This is a genomic window from Sphingopyxis panaciterrulae (assembly GCF_014199295.1).
GTDB lineage: Bacteria > Pseudomonadota > Alphaproteobacteria > Sphingomonadales > Sphingomonadaceae > Sphingopyxis > Sphingopyxis panaciterrulae.
In genome coordinates, this window is sequence record NZ_JACIJH010000004.1 from 227,843 (window position 1) to 245,844 (window position 18,002).

Sequence of the window (18,002 nt, forward strand, 5' to 3'; positions counted from 1 at the left end):
GCGCGGCGAACGGCATGGACCTGACCCGCCGCCGGATGACGGCGGCGCTCGCCGCAATGCCCTTGCTCCCCGCGCTCGGCGGCTGCGGCGCGCGCGGCGAGGCCGGGCTGACCATCTGGGCGATGGGCAATGAGGGCGCGAGCCTGCCCGCGGTGCTCGCCGCGATGCCGCGGCCCGCACGCGCTCCCCCGGTCTCCGTGCAGCCGATGCCGTGGACCGCGGCACACGCCAAGCTGCTCACCGGCTTCGCGGGCGGTTCGCTGCCCGCGATCGGGCAGGTCGGCAATAGCTGGCTCGCCGAAATGGCGGCGATCGGCGCCATCGCGCCGGTGCCCCGGACGCTCCACGGCCTGCTCGCCGATCAGTTCGACGCAGTAGTCGACACCAACCGCATCGCCGGCCGGCTCTGGGGCGTGCCCTGGTATGTCGACACCCGCCTGCAATATTATCGCCGCGACCTGTTCGCGCGCGCGGGCCATGCCGCGCCGCCGCGCGCGTGGGACGGATGGAAACGGGCGCTGCATGGGGTGAAGAAGGTCGTCGGCGACGGCAATTATGCGCTGCTGCTGCCGCTCAACGAATTCGAGCAGTTGCTGACCTTCGCGCTGTCTGCGGGCGCCCGGCTGCTGCGCGACGCGGACGGGCGCGGCGCCTTTTCGGACCCCGAATTCAGGGCCGCGCTCGCCTTTTACAAATCCCTGTTCGACGAGGGGCTGGCGCCGCCGCTCGCGACCACCGAAATCGCCAATATCTGGAACGAGTTCGCGCGCGGCTTCTTCGCCCTGTTCGTCTCCGGCCCGTGGACGGTCGGCGAGCTGCGCACCCGCCTCGCGTCCGACATGCAGGACCGATGGGCCACCGCGCCCAACCCCGGCCCGCGCGGCACCGGTTCGGCGGCGCCCGGCGGATCGAGCCTCGTCGTCTTTGCCGGCCACGATGCGGACGAGCGGGCCTGGGACGTCGTCGCGGGCCTGCTCGCGCCCGCGGCGCAGTTGCAGTTCCACCGCCTGACCGGCGACCTTCCCGCACGGCGGTCGGTATGGCGCGCGGCAGGGCTGGCGGCCGACCCGCTCGTCGCCCCCTTCGCGGCCCAGCTCGACCGCGCGACCGCGCTTCCGAAGATACCCGAATGGGAACGCATCATGACCGAGATGCAGATCGTCGCCGAACGCATGGTGCGCGGCGCGTATAGCGTCGACGAAGCCGCGCGCGAGATCGACCTGCGCGCCGACCGGCTGCTCGAAAAGCGGCGCTGGATGCTGGACAGGGGGCGGGCCTTATGAACGCGGGCCGCCACGGCCAGGCGCGGGCGGGCTGGGTCATGACCGGCCCGGCGCTCACCGCGATCCTGGTCTTCTTCATCCTGCCCGCTGCCGCCTCGCTGGCGCTCAGCTTCACCGATTTCGATATCTATGCGCTCGCCGATACCGGCAATCTGCGCTTCGTCGGCCTCCAGAACTACGAACGCCTGCTCGAAAATCCGCTGTTCTGGAAGGCAACGACGAACAGCCTGCTGTTCGTCGCGATCGGCACGCCCTTCATCGTCGTCCTGTCGCTGTTCGCCGCGATGCTCGTGAATTCGCGCTGGCTGGCGTGGCGGCCGCTGTGGCGCGTCGCGCTGTTCGCCCCCTATGTGACGACCCTGGTCGCAACCGCCGTCGTGTGGCGCTATCTGCTCCACACGCGCTATGGCCTCGTCAACTATCTGCTGTCGCTGGTCGGCGCCGGGCCGGTCGACTGGCTCGGCAGCCCGACCGCCTCCCTGCCCGCGATCCTGCTCTTCGTCGGGTGGAAGAGTTTCGGCTACAATATGATCATCTTCCTCGCCGCCTTGCAGACGGTGCCGCGCGAACTGGAAGAGGCGGCGCGCATCGACGGCGCCGGCTGGTTCGCGCGGCTGCGCCACGTCACCCTGCCCGCCATCGCGCCGACCGTGCTGCTCGTGTCGGTGCTGACCGTCGCGGCGATGTTCCAGCTTTTCACCGAACCCTATGTGATGACGCAGGGCGGCCCCGCCCAGTCGACCGTCACCATCCTCTATTTCATGTACGAGGAAGGGTTCAAATGGTGGAATCTGGGGTCGGGCGCGGCGGTCGCGTTCCTGCTCTTCCTCTGCATCCTGGCCGTCACGCTGATGCAGCTCCGGCTCGCGAAGCGCGGGGGCGCGATATGATGCGCCGCTGGACCGTCACGCTGCTCGCGGCGTTCGTCGCGCTCGTCACCATCGCGCCCTTGCTGTGGATGGTCTCGGTCAGCTTCATGGCGCCGGGCGAGGCGGCGCGTTTTCCGCCGCCGCTGCTCCCCGAAAATGCGACCCTCGAAAACTACCGCCAGCTCTTCGGCACCTATGGCGCGCTGCGCTTCCTCGCCAACAGCCTGCTCGTCTCGACCCTCGCGACGACCCTCGCGCTGCTCTTCACCGTGCCGGCGGGCTATGCCTTCGCCAAGCTGCGCTTCCGCGGCCGCGACGCGACCTTCCGCCTGCTCGTCGCGGCGCTCGTCGTCCCGGCGCAGATCGGCATGCTGCCGCTGTTCCTGGAGTTGAAGGCGATGGGGCTGGTCAACAGCTATGCCGGCGCGCTGGTGCCGTGGCTCGCGGGCATCTTCGGCATCTTCCTCGTCCGCCAATATTGCCTGTCGATCCCCGACGAGATGCTGGAGGCAGCGCGCATCGACGGCGCGGGCGAGGGCGCGATCCTGCGCCGCATCGTCCTCCCCGTCCTGACCCCGATCATCGTCACCCTCGCGCTCTTCGTCTTCCTCTCGAGCTGGAACGATTTCATGTGGCCGCTCATCATCCTCGCCGACCAGCGGCTCTACACCCTCCCTGTCGCGCTCGCCGCGCTCAGCCGCGAGCATGTCCAGGACAATGAACTGATGATGGCCGGCGCCGTCGTCACCACCCTGCCCGTGCTCATCCTCTTCCTTGCCCTCCAGCGCTTCTACCTGAACGGCCTGCTCGCCGGGAGCGTGAAGGGATGAATTTTATCAGGAGCAAATCGTTGAACCTCCATAAAACCCCGTTCGCCCTGAGCTTGTCGAAGGGCTGCTCTTCCTTTGGGACGTCGAGAAGAAAGAGCAGCCCTTCGACAAGCTCAGGGCGAACGGGAAAGAAGCGGCCGATGGGCACCCACCTGCTGATCGCGCTGGCAATCGCCTTCGCCCCGCCGGCCATCGCGCAAAGCGACGGCCAAAGCCCGCAACCCGCGATCGCGGCGGACAATTACCCCTATCAGCTCTTTCTGCCGCGCGGCTATAATGCCGATCCCCAGGCGAACTGGCCGCTGCTGGTCTTCCTCCACGGATCGGGCGAGCGCGGCGACGATGTCGCGAAGGTCAAGGTCCACGGCCCGCCCAAGATCGCCGACCGCACCCCCGATTTCCCCTTCGTCACCGTCTCCCCATTGCTCGGCGCCGATCAGGACTGGGACGTCGCGAAGCTCGACCGCCTGCTCGACCATGCGATGCGGACGCTGCGCATCGACCGCACCCGCATCTACCTGACCGGGCTCAGCCGCGGCGGCCATGCTAGCTGGCGCTGGGCCGCCGCCGAGCCGCACCGCTTCGCGGCGGTCGCGCCGGTCGCGGGGCGCGGCGATCCGGCGACCGCCTGCGCGCTCAAGGACACGCCGATCTGGGCCTTTCACGGCGACCGCGACGATGTCGTGGTGCCGGAAGGCAGCTTCGCGATGGCGCGCGCGATCCGCGCCTGCGGCGGACAGCTCTCGCGGCTGACCGTCTATCCCGACCTCGGCCACAATAGCTGGGACCCGGCCTATGACGACCCCGCCCTCTATCTCTGGCTGCTCTCGCACCGCCTCCCCACGCCGCCCGACGCGACGAAGACGAAAACCAAGGACGAAAAATGACCCGGACGCGCTTTCCCGACGATTTCCTGTGGGGCGCGGCAACCGCCGCCTATCAGATCGAGGGCTCGCCGCTCGCCGACGGCGCGGGCGCCAGCATCTGGCAGCGTTTCAGCCACGACCCCCGGCTGATGGCGGCAAAGGGGGCGACGGGCGATATCGCCTGCGACCATTACAACCGCATGGAAAGCGACGTCGCGCTGATGAAGGAGATCGGCCTCAACGCCTATCGCTTCAGCGTCGCCTGGGGCCGGGTGCTCCCCGAAGGGACCGGCCGCGTGAACGAGGCGGGGCTCGATTTCTACGAACGGCTGGTCGACGCGCTGCTGGAGAACGGCATCGAACCGCTGCTGACCCTGCACCATTGGGACCTGCCCGCCGCGCTCGACGATCGCGGCGGCTGGCTCAATCGCGACAGCGCCGACTGGTTCGCCGACTATGCGTCGGTCATGGTCCGCCGCCTCGACGGGCGGGTGCGCAAATGGGTGACGCTGAACGAACCGTGGGTCATCACCGACGGCGGCTATCTCCACGGCGCGCTGGCGCCCGGACACCGCAACCTGTTCGAAACGCCGATCGCCAGCCACAATCTGATGCGCGCGCACGGCGCCGCGGTGCGCGCCTATCGCTCCGAGGGCGCGCACGAAATCGGGCTGGTCGTCAACATCGAGCCCAAATATCCGGCCAGCGACAGCCCCGCCGACCTCGCCGCGGCCGCGCGCGCGCACGCCTATATGAACCGCCAGTATCTCGATGCCGCCCTCAAGGGCCGCTACCCGGCGGAAATGGCGGAAATCTTTGGCGAAGCCTGGCCCGAATGGCCCGAACAGGATCTACGGGATATATGCCAACCACTTGATTTCATTGGAATAAACTATTATACGCGCAATGTCGTACGCGACGACCCCAATCAATGGCCTTTGCGCGCCTCTCCCGTCCCCCAGAACGCCACCTACGCAGCCACCGACTGGGAAGTTCACCCCCCCGCACTGACCGACATGCTTGTCTGGTTCCGCGACACTTTCGGCAACATCCGCGTCTACATCACCGAAAACGGCGCCGCCTTCTACGACCCGCCCCAGCCCGGCCCCGACGGCATCGACGACCCGCTGCGTTGCGACTATCTGCGCACCCACATTGCGGCCATCGGCGACGCGATCGAACGGGGCGTCGACGTGCGCGGCTATATGGTCTGGTCGCTGCTCGATAATCTCGAATGGTCATTGGGCTTTTCCAAGCGCTTCGGCATCGTCCACGTCGATTATGACACCCAGGCCCGAACCCCGAAGCGCAGCGCGCGTTTCTACAGCAACATCATCAGGACCAACGGAGGGAATCTGGCATGACCCGCTGGCTCGTCATCCTGCTCGCTGCGCTGCTCGCGCTGCCCGCGACCGCGAAGGACCGGGCGGACCGCTTCAGCGCGATGACCTACAATATCCGCCTCGACCTCGCCTCCGACGGCAACAACGCCTGGCCGCACCGCCGCAAGGCGCTGACCGCCCTCGTCGCCTATTATGCCCCCGATCTCGTCGGGATGCAGGAGGTGCTGCTGCACCAGAAACAGCAGATCGAGGCCGACCTTCCGACCTATCGATTCGTCGGCGTCGCCCGCGACGACGGCAGGCAGGCGGGCGAATATTCGATGCTCGGCTATCGCACCGACCGCTTCACCCTCCTCGCCTCGGGCACCTTCTGGCTGTCGCAGACGCCCGACCGCCCCGGCAAGGGCTGGGACGCCGCCTATCCGCGCATCGCGAGCTGGGCGCGCCTCCGCGACCGGACGGCCAGCCAGACCCTGCTCGTCGTCAACACCCATTTCGACCATGTCGGACAGGTCGCGCGGGTCGAAAGCGCGAAGCTGATCCGGCGCTGGATCGGCGACCATCGGCAGCCGGGCGACGCGGTCGTCCTGATGGGCGATTTCAACAGCCCGACCGATAGCCCGCCCTATGCCGCAATCGTCGCCGACACGCCGGGCCTGATCGCGCTGCACGACACGCAGGACATCAGCCGTACCCCGCATTTCGGCCCCACGGGCACCTTCACCGCCTTCAAGATCGAACAGGTGGAGCCCAGCCCCATCGACCACATCTTCGTCGGCGACGGCGTGACCGTGCTGCGCCACGCGACGCTGACGCAACAGGAGGGCGGCAAGCTACCCTCCGACCATTATCCGGTGCTGGCCGACCTGTGCGTCGGCAAGGGCTGCTGAGCGCGGCTATTCTCCGGCGGCCTCGAGCCAGCCGCCGGTGAAGCCGATGCGCTTCAATCCCCGCACGATGTGCGGATTCTTGCGCATCACCTTCCACACCAGCCCGCTGCGATGATTCTCCATCATCGTCAGGATCGGCCCCTGGTCGATGCCCAGATAATCGTTCGCGACCCAGCCCTGTACCGGGTCGACCGTGCCCGAGCGCGAGCCGGCGTCCACGAAAGTGAAGCTGGGATTGAACGCATCCTTGAAGCCATAGCGCGCATAGAGCCGCGCACCATATCGGGCGCGCATCGCCATCAGCGCCGGGATCGCGACCTCTGGGACGAAGGCGACCGAGCCGCCCGCGGCGGTCGGCACCACCGTTCCGTCGTCGATGACGCGGATCGCGCTGACGCCGCGCGCCATATAGCCGTTGAAGCTGCGCAGCGTGCCGTTCACGCGATATTTGTCCTTCGAATAGCCGGGGCCGTCCGACGCGCTCCAACCCCAGATATCGGCGCTATAGCCAATCCACTGGTTCGGATTGTCGGCGCCATAGGCGCGCTGCGAGAGCGTCGCGCGACGGCTATTCTCGAAATAGTCGATCCCCTTGCCGCGCATGAAGGCGTCGCGGATGCCGCGGAAATCGACCCAGACATGGCTGTACTGATGACCGAACAGCGGCTCGAACTGCAGATGCTCCTGCCCGTAATAGCGGCCCCAATCCTTTTCTAGATCGGCCGCCCAGCCCTCGTCCCACGCCGCCTTGCCCACGCCATGCGTCGGCGAGCCGAGCGCAAGGATATAGACCAGCATCCCCTCATTATAACCGACCCAGTCGTGCGTCCCGAAATCGCCGCTTTCGGGATACCAGCCCATTGCGATGGCCTTCGGCCCGCCGCCGTTGGCCGACGGGATGCGGCTGTTCTCGCGCTGCATGAAGGTCCAGTCGACGCGGCCGTAAATCTTCTCGGCCAGGTCACGGATCTCCGCCTCGACCGCATCGTCGCGGTCGAAATAGCTTTGCGCGAACAGCACCCCGCCGAGCAGCAGCGCGGTATCGACGGTCGAAAGTTCGGTCCGGCCGCGCCGCGTCCCGTCCTCATTGTTGAGGAAATGATAGAAAAAGCCCTTGTATCCGGCCGCGCCCGCCGCCTCCGGCCCCTGCGGTGCGTTCCAATAGAAGCGCAGGCAGTCGCGGGTACGCGCCGCCGCCTCGGCGCGCGTCACATAGCCGCGCTCGGCGCCGATGCCATAGGCGGTCAGCGCAAAGCCGGTCGCGGCGATCGACGAAAAGGGGTTGCTCGGCCAGCGGTCGGGCGCAAGGCAGCGCTCGGTATCGGTGGTGTCCCAGAAATAGCGGAAGGTCCGCTGGCTCAACTCTTCCGAAAATTCCGCCTCACCAGTCGGCGCCAGCGCCGCCGGCGCAGTTCCGGCCGCGGGCGCCGGCGTGGATGCGACCGGCGCGCAGCCGGCTGCCAGCGCCATGAAGGGCAGGACGAGCGCCCCGAACCGGAAAGACATTCTTCACTCCAAAAAATGGGGCGCCCGGCCACGGGAGGGGTGTGGCCAGGCGCCCGTCGTCCGGCCGGTCAGAATTGGAAGCCGGCTGACACCTTTACCGTGCGTGGCGGATTTCCACCAACCCCGATGCCCGAAATACTCAGATATTCGGGGCTCGACGGCGTATTGTTATAGTCGACATAGTTGCGGTCGTTGAACAGGTTCAGAATGTCGACGCGCAGCCGGAGGCGAGATTCCTCGCTCAGGAATTTGAACGGGATATATTTGGTGATCGCAATATCCATTTGGCGGAAACCCCAGCGGTTGCCGTTGCTGTCAGCTTCGTTGGAGATGACATCGCGCGACGGATTGACACCGCCAGTGTTGATGAACGCCTTCAGATAGGGCGGCGACATGATCTGAAACTTGCCCGAGAGGATGAAGCCGCCCGGAATGTCGACCGACCCGGTCGCGACGAGGCGATGCTTGCGCACCCCGCTCGACCGCACCACGGGATAATCCTCGAGTGACGGATAATCGAGGCTGAACACCTCGCCGAACTGCCGGTTCTCTTCCGCCTCTGTATAGGTATAGGTTGCCGACAGGCTCCATGGCGATGCGGCGGTGTAATTCTTGGTCAGCTTCAGATAGGCTGAATCGGCGCTTGTCTCCAGTCCGTTGGTGCCGATAATGATCGACCCGAAGCCCGGGGGCGCGAAGCCGAAGGGCGAATCGGGCGCTGCCGGAGCTGGCGGGAAGAAGCTGCCGTCGGGTCTGCGGTTGCCGAGCAGATAGGCGAAACCGTCGTGGCTCTCGATATGGCTGTAACCGACCTCGGCCTCGAAGTTCGAGGTCAGGCGGCCGCGCACGCCAAGGCTGAACTGATCCGAATAGGGCACCTTCAGATCATTGTCGATGAAGCGCAGTTCGCGTCCGCCGCCGGGGCCGGCCTGATCGAGTAGTTGCTGGCGCCCTTCAGGGGTCAGATAGATCGGGTCCCACGGCACGCAGGTCGGCCCAGGATCGCAGGTGTTGTTGGGGTCGCCGGTGATGAAATTGAAGGTGCGGGTTGTGAAGGAACCGACGCTGATCTCCTGCTGCAGAAAATCGAACTGATTGCGGTCATAGGACCGACCGTAACCCCCGAAGACCGCAAAGCGCCCCTCGTCGTCGAGCTCATAGGTAAAGCCGACGCGCGGCTGCCACGCACCCTTGAACGCCTTCCGCTCGGTCCCCGTCGAGATATAATCGTTGATGTCGTAATCGGCGTTGATCAGGTTCGGATAATTGGCCGGCGACACCGCATTCACCGCATCGTCGGGGTGGACAAAGTTGAGGAAGGCGGGCGTCCGCTCATAATCCCAGCGCACACCAAGATTGAGCGTCAGCCGATCAGTGACCTCCCAATCATCCTGCAGATAGATGCCGAACTGCCAGTTCTTGGAATTGACGACCGGATTGCCGTTCCCCGTCTGCGCCCCGAACTGGACGCGATAGGGAATGCTGTCGTTGAAGCCGTCGGGATCGGGGAAGGCCGCGTTGTAGGTATAGACGGGGTTGAAATTGTTGAGCTGCAAGGAATTCAGCTCCACCCACTTGCTCTTGATGCCAGCTTTGATGGTGTGGCCTTCGATCCCGGTATAGGTGAAGTCGTTCTGGATGCCCCAGCCCTTCTGTCCCTTGGCCTGATAGTTTGAGCCACCGCCGATGCGCAGGATATCGCCGCGCACGACCTCGCCCGGCTGCGGGTCGTCGGGATCCGGCCCCGCGTAGGCAAAGAGATAGCCGTTACCGAATTCGACCGGCGTCGGCGCCCATTTGACGTCCTCATAGGTGATTTTGAGATCGTTGATCCAAGTGTCGGCGGTATGCTCCCACCGCAGTGTCCCACGCAATTCCTTGACATCCTGCGCGCTGATCGTGCTGCGCGACGCGATGCCGTTGCCCAGGAACTCGCCGCTTTCCTTGCGATATTTGCCTGAAATCTCGAACAGATCGCTCGTCGTCGGCGAGAGGTCGATCTTGCCGAAGAACAAATCCTCGTTGAAGGTCGAATTCGTCGAGCCGAAGGCCGACTGATATTCGGACGGGAAGTAGGAGACCGGCAAGCTCAGCCCCGGCGTAATCTCCCGCGGGATTTCCTGACGCTTGCCTTCATAGGTCACGAAGAAGTGCATCACGTCCTGAATGATCGGCCCGCCGAGCGCCCCGCCGAACTGGAAATCCTTCGTCTTGACCTTGCCCGGACTGCTGCCGAATTTTTCGAGCGGCGTCGCGGCGCGCATGCTCTGGTCGGTATAGTCGATGAAGGCTTCACCGTGAAATTCGTTGGTGCCCGAGCGCGTAACGGCGGTGATGGCGACCGAACTCACCTGGTCGAACTCGGCCTTGTAGTTCGACGAGATGACGCGATACTCGCCGATCGCGAGTTGCGGAAACGGGTTGCCCTGCGTCGAATCCTGTCCGGTGATGCCGTTCTTCAGCACATAATCCTTCTGCCCGACGCCATCGATGAAGATGTTGACGGTGCGGCTATCCTGTGCGCCGCCTTGCAGGCGCGACTGGCCGTTGCCACCGGTGACGAACTGCACGCCCGGGGCAAGGTCGGCAAAGGCGAGGAAGTTGCGATTGTTCTGCGGCAGTGTCTCGATCTGGCGCTGGGTGATATTCGATCCCACCTCACCGCCTTCCATCGTGCGCAGGCGGGTGCCGGTGACGATGATCGCATCGTCCCCGCCTTCGGCAATGTCGGGGGCGGAGAAGTCGAAATCGAGCACCGCGTTCTGCGACACGTTAAGCGTGAACTGATCGGTGCTGCGCACCCCGTTCGGGGTCGTCAGTTCGAGCCGATAGGTGCCGACCGGCAGCGACGCGAAATTATAGCTGCCGTTCGCGCCGACCGTGACGCTGCGCTGGAAGCCCGTGTTCACATTGATCGCCGTGACCTGCGACACGCCACCCTCGGCCTTCACCGTGCCGCGCAACGATGCGTTCGAAACCTGCGCCGCCGCGGGCGTCGCGATACCGATCGCGAGCGCCGCACCAGCGCTGCCCAGAATCAGCGCGGCGGCGAACCTGCGGCGCGAACGCGGCATCCGATGGACTGGATTCATATGCGGTGACGTCACGGCATCCTCCCTTGTTGTGCCCCGGCATCCCGCTTCCGCTTTTTCCCGCCGCCCGGCCTTGCCACCGGACACGCGACGAATCGCGGGACGACCCATTGTTGCTTTTTGAATTTGTAACCGGTTTCACAATCACTGTATAGGGGGCAGGTGATCGGGGCCGCCGCAAGCGCCGCGCGGCCGAAACAGGGTGGATTTCAGCCGATTCCTGCGCTGGAATGCCAAGAATGGATTGGGGAAGGACGAATCATGCCATCAATGCCGCGCAACCTGACACGCCTGACGCTCGCGGGCCTGATGCTGGCTTCGTCGCTGGCATCGACGCCGCTGCTCGCAGGCCCGGCGCAAGCCGACCCGGCACCCGTCCAAGTCGATTCGGCCAGTTGGACGAAGCCCGATCCGGCAATGGACAAGTTCATTACCGACCTGATGGCGAAGATGACGCTGGAGGAGAAGATCGGGCAGCTCTCGCTGCTCACCAGCGACTGGGATTCGACCGGCCCGACGATGCGGCAGGGCTATCAGGACGATATCCGCAAGGGTCGCATCGGATCGATCTTCAATGCCTTCACCGCCAGATACACGCGCGAGCTTCAGCGCCTGGCGGTCGAGGAAACGCGGCTGAAAATCCCCCTGCTCTTCGGCTATGACGTGATCCACGGCCACCGCACCATCTTTCCCATCTCGCTCGGCGAGGCGGCGAGTTGGGACTTGCAGGCCATTGAAAAGGCAGCGCGAATTTCTGCCACCGAAGCTTCGGCCGAAGGCATACACTGGACCTTCGCACCGATGGTCGACGTCGCGCGCGATCCGCGCTGGGGCCGAATTTCCGAGGGCGCGGGCGAGGATGTCTATCTGGGTAGCCGCATCGCCGAGGCGCGCGTGCGCGGCTTCCAGGGCAACGACCTCAAGGCCACCGACACGGTCCTCGCGACCGCCAAGCATTTCGCCGCCTATGGCGCCGCGCAGGCGGGACGCGACTATGGCACCGTCGACATTTCGGAACGCACGCTGCGCGACATCTATCTGCCGCCCTTCAAGGCCGCGGCCGACGCCGGCGCGGCGACCTTCATGACCGCCTTCAACGAATATGACGGCATTCCCGCCTCGGGCAACCGCTATCTGCTGACCGACGTGCTGCGCGATAAATGGGGTTTCAAGGGCTTCGTCGTAACCGATTACACATCGATCAACGAGATGGTTCCTCACGGCTACGCGAAGGACCTGCAACAGGCGGGCGAGCAGGCAATCAACGCGGGAGTCGACATGGACCTGCAGGGCGCGGTGTTCATGGAATATCTCGCGAAATCGGTCGCCGAGGGCAAGGTCGACGTCGCGCGCATCGACGCTGCGGTGAAGGCGATCCTCGAAATGAAATATCGCCTCGGCCTGTTCGAGGACCCCTATCGCTATTCGAACGAGGCGCGCGAGAAGGCGACGGTCTATCGCCCCGACTTTCTGGAAGCCGCGCGCGACGTTGCGCGCAAATCGATGGTGCTGCTCAAGAACGAGGGCGCTCTCCCCCTCGCGGCCTCTGCGAAATCGATCGCGGTGATCGGCCCGCTCGGCGACAGCAAGGCCGACATGATCGGTAGCTGGTCGGCCGCAGGCGATCGCAAGACGCGCCCCGTCACCCTGCTCGAAGGCATGCAGGCGCGCGCACCCAAGGGGCAGACCGTCGCCTATGCCAAGGGCGCCAGCTACGCCTTCGAGGACGAAGGCAAGACCGTCGGCTTCGCCGAAGCGATCGCGCTGGCGCAGAAATCGGATGTCATCGTCGCCGCGATGGGCGAGCGCTGGGACATGACCGGCGAGGCCGCAAGCCGCACCTCGCTCGACCTGCCCGGCAACCAGCAGGCGCTGCTTCAGGAGCTCAAGAAGACCGGAAAACCGATCATCCTCGTGCTGATGAGCGGGCGTCCCAACAGCATCGAATGGGCGGATGCCAACGTGGATGCGATCCTCGAGGCCTGGTACCCCGGCACGATGGGCGCCCACGCGATCGCCGATGTCCTCTATGGCGATTATAATCCGTCGGGCAAATTGCCTGCCACCTTCCCGCGCAATGTCGGGCAGGTACCGCTCTATTACGAAATGAAGAACACCGGCCGCCCGATCGACCCGGCCAGGCCCGACGCCAAATATGTCTCGCGCTATCTGAACACGCCGAACACGCCGCTCTATCCCTTCGGCTACGGGCTCAGCTACACCAGCTTCACCTATTCGCCGGTGACGCTGAGCAAGGCGAGCATCAAGCCGGGCGAACCGCTGACCGCGAGCGTCACCGTGACCAACAGCGGCGCGCGCGACGGCGAAGAAGTGGTCCAGCTCTATGTCCGCGACCTCGTCGGGTCGGTGACGCGGCCGGTCAAGGAGCTCAAGGGCTTCCGCAAGATCCCGCTCAAGAAGGGCGAGAGCAAGACCGTCAGCTTCACCCTGACCGATGCCGACCTCGCGTTCACCCGCGCCGACATGAGCTGGGGCGCGGAACCCGGCGACTTCAAGCTGTGGATCGGGCCGTCATCGGCCGAAGGCTCGGAGGCCGATTTCGCGCTGACCCAATAGGAGACGGGCGATGCTTCGCCATCTGTCGGTCGCCGCACTCGCCCTGCCGTTGCTGCTCGCGGGCGCCGCGCAGGCGAAGCCCGCAGAGCACCCGAACATCGTCTACATCATGTCGGACGATCACGCCTATCAGGCAATTTCGGCCTATGGATCGGCTCTGTCGAAGCTCGCGCCGACGCCGAACATCGACCGGATCGCGAAGAATGGCGCGATCTTCACGAACAGCTTCGTCGGCAATTCTCTCTGCGGGCCGAGCCGCGCGACGCTGCTGACGGGGCAGCAGAGCAACGTGCACGGCTTCACGCGGAACGGCACCCGCTTCGACAACAATGTCTGGGTGTGGCCGCGCGCGCTGTCGCAGGCGGGCTATGCCACCGCGATGTTCGGCAAATGGCATATCAATGCCTCGCCCGCCGGGATCGGCTTCGACGACTGGAAGGTGCTCGACGACCAGGGCGAATATTATAACCCCGACATCATGACGCCGAAGGGGCGCAGCATCGTCCAGGGCTATGCGACCGACCTGATCACCGACTACAGCCTCGACTGGCTGAAGGCCGGGCGCGACAAGTCGAAACCCTTCGCGATCCTGATCCACCACAAGGCGCCACACCGCAATTTCATGCCGGCACTGCGCCACCTGACCAAATATCGCGGCGTGACCTTCCCCGTCCCCGATACCTATTTCGACGATTATGCGGGGCGCAAGGCGGCCGCGGCGCAGGAAATGAACATCTATCGCGACATGTACGAGGGGCACGACCTCAAGATGACGGTCGCCGAGAGCTCGGCGCGGCTGCGCTACAACCGCTGGCCGGGCGCCTTCGACCGCATGACCCACGACCAGCAGGCGCAGTGGGACGCGGCGATGCAGCCCGACAACGACCGGATGAACGCCGCGAAGCTGGCCGGCCGCGACCTCGCGCTGTGGAAATATCAACGCTATATGCGCCAGTATCTCGCCACCGTCGCCGCGGTTGACGAGGGCGTCGGGCGCGTTCTCGACTATCTGGAGGCGAGTGGCCTTTCGAAGAACACGGTCGTCGTCTACACCTCCGACCAAGGCTTTTATCTCGGCGAGCATGGCTGGTTCGACAAGCGCTTCATCTATGAAGAATCGCTGCGCACCCCCTTCCTGATCCAGTATCCCGGCCACATCCGTCCCGGCACGCGGGTCGCGGCACCGATCCAGAACATCGACTATGCGCCGACCTTCCTCGCGCTTGCCGGCGTGATCGCTCCCGACACGATCCAGGGCCGCTCGCTCGTCCCCTTGTTCGGCGGGCGCGCACCCGCGGACTGGCGCAAGGCCATCTACTATCATTATTACGAATATCCGGGCTTCCACTCGGCGCGCGCGCATTACGGAATGCGCAACGACCGCTACAAGCTCGCCCGCTTCTACAGCGACGACATTAACGCCTGGGAATTCTACGACCTGAAGACCGATCCACATGAGATGCACAACCGCATCGACGACCCCGCGATGCAGGCCCGGATCGCCGCGATGAAGCAGCGCCTCGTCGCCCTGCGCCGTCAATATGGCGACAGTGACGGCCCGGCGGTCGATACGCCGCGGAATTAAGGCGGGTCGACATTCAGCCCGCGGCCAGCGGCCCTTTCCTCGCCTCGGTCAGATATTCCTCTGCGCGATAGGGCAGGATGAGGTCGCCGAGCAGCGCCGTATCGACCGCGGCGCGCACCTTATTGATGTAGTCCTGGTCGGTCGGATAGAGGCGGCGCAGCACCTCGTCGGCGAGCAGCCTGCGGTTCCCGCGCGCGGGTGAACTCGTCGTGTCGAAGGTCGCCGTCGGCGCCTCGACTTCGGGAAGGCGAACGCCGCCGAGGGCATTGCCTTGCACATCGACGACGATATCGCGCGGCCCCGTACCGCGCAGCAGTCGCGGATGACGCGCGAGCGGCGCCCCGCCCTCCCGCCAGCGAGCGAGCGCGAGCCCCGCCGCCGCCATCGTCGGCATGAACCGCACCATGCGCGCATCCGCCCCGCCAACCGGATCCCTGATTCCGTCGCGCTCCGCAACGCTCGGACGATAGCCGGTATCGCATGCCGAGCCGTGCACGGCCCCCGCGACCTCCCATAGCCGGAGCTTCGCCGCATCGGGCTGGGGCGGCACCCGGAACATGCGCGCCTCGGTTTCCGACAACAGGATCAGGACCGGCGTGTCGAGATCGTCGCGGATCGTGGTTTCGACGATCCGCGCGAAGAAGCGCTTGTTGTAATCGGCGGCGCTCTCGCCGGGAATGATTTCGGGATTGGTCAATTCGCTGCCGCCGCCGACGAGCACGCAGGGCATGAAGGCCGAAAAGAAGCCGGCGAGCGGATGCACCGCGTTGATATAAGTCGCAAGCCGCGCCGCCGACTGCGACTCCCCGGTTGCGATGACATGCTTCGTCTTCAGCCCGCCGAGCGGATCGGGGCCGCTCCGTCCCTTTGCCGATACCAGCGCCTGCGCGACCTGGGTGAAGATGTCATAAGAAAAAGCGTCGCCCGGATGGACGAGGCCGCCATAGCGCTGGCTATCCCAACTCTTGAGCCCCGAAACCGGCACGGCATCGAGCCCATCGATCCCGACCTTCTGCGCCGAAATCGCGACATAGACATAACCGCTCTGCCAGAAGCTCTCGTTCACCGCATTGCTGAGATCGCTGAAGGTCGAAACATTGGTCCATTCAGCCATCACGACGCCGTTGAACTTCGCGGGGTCTTTCGGCCGGTGGACGATGACCCGCGTCTTGTAGGGCGCGCGCCGGTCGGGAACGACCTGCCAGCGGCCGTCCCTGCCGAGTTCGCCGACGGGCCTGAAGCTCTGTGCGGTGCCGGCGACGAAATATTCCTCCTCGATATAGCCTTGCGCCGCCATGTCGCCATGGAAGGCACCATAGATCGCTCCGCGTCTGCCGCCGGCGACCGGCCCTTCGACCCTCGTCGGCGCGGCGCCCCTGGCAAAGGCGGGAGCCGCCGTCATGACGACCGTTCCCGCCGCGGCGGCGGTCAAGGCGAAGTCCCGGCGTGACAGCATATCTTCATCTCCAGATGCAGGGGATCAACCAGCGGGCGGAATGTCGGCCGCGCGGGCGCGCTCGACATAGATGCGTTCGCGCGCGGGCAGGATGACCCCCGCCGCGACGGCGGCCTGCGCGGCGGTCGTCACGCGATCGACGTAGTTTTGGTGATCGGGATAGAGGCGTTTCAGTTCGTTGGCGGTGAAGGGATGCGTTTCGCCCGCCAGGAAATGCCTGGCGCCCTGTCCGCGATAGCTGGCGATCGGAACCTCGAGTTCAGGCAGGCGCATGCCGCCGAGCGCATTGCCATGCGCGTCGCGCGCAATGGTCTTGCCGTCGGCTTCGAAGGCGATGGGCTCTTGCGGAGGCGGAGGCGGACCGCCGCCGAGCCAGCGATGGACGTGCTGGATCGCGGCGCCGGAGGTCGGCTGCCACGACACCGCGCTTGCTTCGTCGAAGGCGTGCCAGCGGCTGCCGACGCCGTCGCGATCCTCCTTGCCGCGGATGATCTTCAGCAGTTCGGCGGGGCCGTGCGACGCCCCGGCGATTTCCCAGCTTCGATAATGCGGAGTATCGGGCTGACGGTTGGGGCGAAAGAAGGGCGCCTCGAATTCTGTGTTGATCTGCATCGCGGGCACGTCAAGGTCGGTCCGTACGTGCGCGAACAGCGGGCGCGTTCGCGCCGCAGCAGCCCCCGGCGCCGCGCCGCCCTCGAACCCCGCAGCCGCTCCCGCGCAGAGCATCGGCATCAGCGCGTCATAGACGCGCGCCAGCGGCTGGACACCGTTCGCGTAGGCGAGCAACCGGCTTCCCGATTGCGAGATACCCGCGCCGATCAATCCCTTCACCGCATAGCCGTGCAGCGGATGACCGCGTGTGCCGTTGGCGCGCAGCGCCCGCCCGGCCTGCGTGAAAATGTCATAAGACCAGTCGTCGCCGGGATGAACGAGCATTCCGTAGCGGTCGGCGTCCCAATCCTTCAGCCCCTGCGGCTTCTCCCCTTCGCCGAAGACGCCGCCATATTGGGACGTGACGCCGACATAGACAAAACCGTCATAGAGTCCGGGACCGTCGAGGAAGCTTACGTCGAAACCGAGGCTGACGTTCAGCCATTCGACGAGCAGCGTGCCATTGAATCGCCGTGGATCGCGCGGACGGCGCACGAGCAGGCGCGTGACGAACGGGCGACGCTCGCCCGGCTTGAGCGTCCATCGGCCGTCGGGGGTCTGTGCGCCGATGACGGCATAGCGCGCGGCCGCGCCCGACAGCAGATATTCCTCCTCGACATAGCCGTGCGCCGCGAGATCGCCGACGTAGGCGCCGAAAATCCGGTTGCGCCTGCCGCCCGAGATCGGTCCCGTCACCTGCGCCGCTCGCTCCCTCGCTTCTCCCCAGACCGGAAAGGCTCCCCCCGCCGCGACGGTCGCACCGAGCGCGGCGACCCCTTTTCCGAACTGACGACGGTCCACCATCCCTCTCCATCCCATTTGCCCGCAAATCTATACAAAACTAGTTTGTCGTCAAGCAAGTTTTATAAGGCATCCATTTTTTCGCTCATTCTCTCTTGCGAGGATCGCTCATGATATATAACCTAGTTATATAAGATTGGTAGGTTTGGGAGAGCATCCATGGTCTTGAGGACGCGGATAACGGAGATGCTGGGGATTGAGCATCCGATCGTGCAGGGCGGGATGCAGAGCGTGGGCTATGCGGAGCTGGCGA

General features: G+C 65.3%; 12 protein-coding genes. 8 read left to right on the forward strand and 4 right to left on the reverse strand.

All coding sequences use genetic code 11. The features are described from left to right. Positions 1-14: 14 nt before the first annotated feature. The 6 genes from FHR21_RS09430 (at position 15) to FHR21_RS09455 (ending at position 6,081) form a co-directional block, all read left to right on the forward strand. Entirely contained in the window at positions 15-1,283 is a 1,269-nt protein-coding gene (locus FHR21_RS09430) for an extracellular solute-binding protein (protein WP_184097537.1), read from the forward strand. Further along, entirely contained in the window at positions 1,280-2,173 is an 894-nt protein-coding gene (locus FHR21_RS09435) for a carbohydrate ABC transporter permease (protein WP_184097539.1), read from the forward strand. The genes FHR21_RS09430 and FHR21_RS09435 overlap by 4 nt, the downstream gene beginning before the upstream one ends. Further along, positions 2,173-2,982 carry a carbohydrate ABC transporter permease gene (locus FHR21_RS09440; RefSeq protein ID WP_246427145.1) on the forward strand — a complete coding sequence of 270 codons (810 nt, stop codon included), beginning with the start codon at positions 2,173-2,175 and terminating at the stop codon, positions 2,980-2,982. The genes FHR21_RS09435 and FHR21_RS09440 overlap by 1 nt, the downstream gene beginning before the upstream one ends. 140 nt (positions 2,983-3,122) lie before the next feature. Further along, positions 3,123-3,869: a carboxylesterase family protein gene (locus tag FHR21_RS09445; RefSeq protein WP_184097543.1), complete on the forward strand. Its 747-nt coding sequence runs from the start codon at positions 3,123-3,125 to the stop codon at positions 3,867-3,869. Next, positions 3,866-5,212, forward strand: coding sequence for a GH1 family beta-glucosidase (locus tag FHR21_RS09450; RefSeq protein WP_184097545.1), 1,347 nt, complete (start codon positions 3,866-3,868; stop codon positions 5,210-5,212). Before FHR21_RS09445 ends, FHR21_RS09450 begins: the two co-directional genes overlap by 4 nt. Then, positions 5,209-6,081, forward strand: coding sequence for an endonuclease/exonuclease/phosphatase family protein (locus tag FHR21_RS09455; RefSeq protein ID WP_184097547.1), 873 nt, complete (start codon positions 5,209-5,211; stop codon positions 6,079-6,081). Before FHR21_RS09450 ends, FHR21_RS09455 begins: the two co-directional genes overlap by 4 nt. 6 nt (positions 6,082-6,087) lie before the next feature. On the opposite strand, the gene FHR21_RS09460 is transcribed toward FHR21_RS09455, so the two are convergent. Together FHR21_RS09460 and FHR21_RS09465 are read right to left on the reverse strand one after the other, a co-directional pair. After that, entirely contained in the window at positions 6,088-7,587 is a 1,500-nt protein-coding gene (locus FHR21_RS09460) for a glucoamylase family protein (protein WP_184097549.1), read from the reverse strand. Positions 7,588-7,655: 68 nt separating this feature from the next. After that, positions 7,656-10,661, reverse strand: a complete 3,006-nt coding sequence (locus FHR21_RS09465) for a TonB-dependent receptor (RefSeq protein ID WP_246427146.1) — start codon at positions 10,659-10,661, stop codon at positions 7,656-7,658. A gap of 279 nt (positions 10,662-10,940) precedes the next feature. On the opposite strand from FHR21_RS09465, the gene bglX reads away from it, so the two are divergent. Both bglX and FHR21_RS09475 read left to right on the forward strand, forming a co-directional pair. Next, positions 10,941-13,256 (forward strand): beta-glucosidase BglX, encoded by a 2,316-nt coding sequence (gene bglX / locus FHR21_RS09470; protein ID WP_184097551.1) that lies wholly within the window; start codon positions 10,941-10,943, stop codon positions 13,254-13,256. 10 nt (positions 13,257-13,266) lie between these two features. Continuing rightward, complete coding sequence (locus tag FHR21_RS09475; protein WP_184097553.1) at positions 13,267-14,841, forward strand: sulfatase family protein; 1,575 nt, start codon at positions 13,267-13,269, stop codon at positions 14,839-14,841. A 13-nt stretch (positions 14,842-14,854) separates the two neighbouring features. On the opposite strand, the gene FHR21_RS09480 is transcribed toward FHR21_RS09475, so the two are convergent. Together FHR21_RS09480 and FHR21_RS09485 are read right to left on the reverse strand one after the other, a co-directional pair. Further along, positions 14,855-16,297, reverse strand: coding sequence for an alpha/beta hydrolase domain-containing protein (locus FHR21_RS09480; protein WP_184097555.1), 1,443 nt, complete (start codon positions 16,295-16,297; stop codon positions 14,855-14,857). A gap of 24 nt (positions 16,298-16,321) precedes the next feature. After that, the gene (locus FHR21_RS09485; RefSeq protein WP_184097557.1) at positions 16,322-17,749 is read right to left on the reverse strand and encodes an alpha/beta hydrolase domain-containing protein; all 1,428 of its coding nucleotides are present in this window, start codon (positions 17,747-17,749) and stop codon (positions 16,322-16,324) included. Positions 17,750-18,002 lie beyond the last annotated feature (253 nt).

Coding starts and splice junctions, on each gene's coding strand:
- FHR21_RS09430 (WP_184097537.1), top strand. CDS start 15: ATGGACCTGACCCGCCGCCGGATGACGGCGGCGCTCGCCGCAATGCCC.
- FHR21_RS09435 (WP_184097539.1), top strand. CDS start 1,280: ATGAACGCGGGCCGCCACGGCCAGGCGCGGGCGGGCTGGGTCATGACC.
- FHR21_RS09440 (WP_246427145.1), top strand. CDS start 2,173: ATGCGCCGCTGGACCGTCACGCTGCTCGCGGCGTTCGTCGCGCTCGTC.
- FHR21_RS09445 (WP_184097543.1), top strand. CDS start 3,123: ATGGGCACCCACCTGCTGATCGCGCTGGCAATCGCCTTCGCCCCGCCG.
- FHR21_RS09450 (WP_184097545.1), top strand. CDS start 3,866: ATGACCCGGACGCGCTTTCCCGACGATTTCCTGTGGGGCGCGGCAACC.
- FHR21_RS09455 (WP_184097547.1), top strand. CDS start 5,209: ATGACCCGCTGGCTCGTCATCCTGCTCGCTGCGCTGCTCGCGCTGCCC.
- FHR21_RS09460 (WP_184097549.1), bottom strand. CDS start 7,587: ATGTCTTTCCGGTTCGGGGCGCTCGTCCTGCCCTTCATGGCGCTGGCA.
- FHR21_RS09465 (WP_246427146.1), bottom strand. CDS start 10,661: ATGCCGCGTTCGCGCCGCAGGTTCGCCGCCGCGCTGATTCTGGGCAGC.
- bglX (WP_184097551.1), top strand. CDS start 10,941: ATGCCATCAATGCCGCGCAACCTGACACGCCTGACGCTCGCGGGCCTG.
- FHR21_RS09475 (WP_184097553.1), top strand. CDS start 13,267: ATGCTTCGCCATCTGTCGGTCGCCGCACTCGCCCTGCCGTTGCTGCTC.
- FHR21_RS09480 (WP_184097555.1), bottom strand. CDS start 16,297: ATGCTGTCACGCCGGGACTTCGCCTTGACCGCCGCCGCGGCGGGAACG.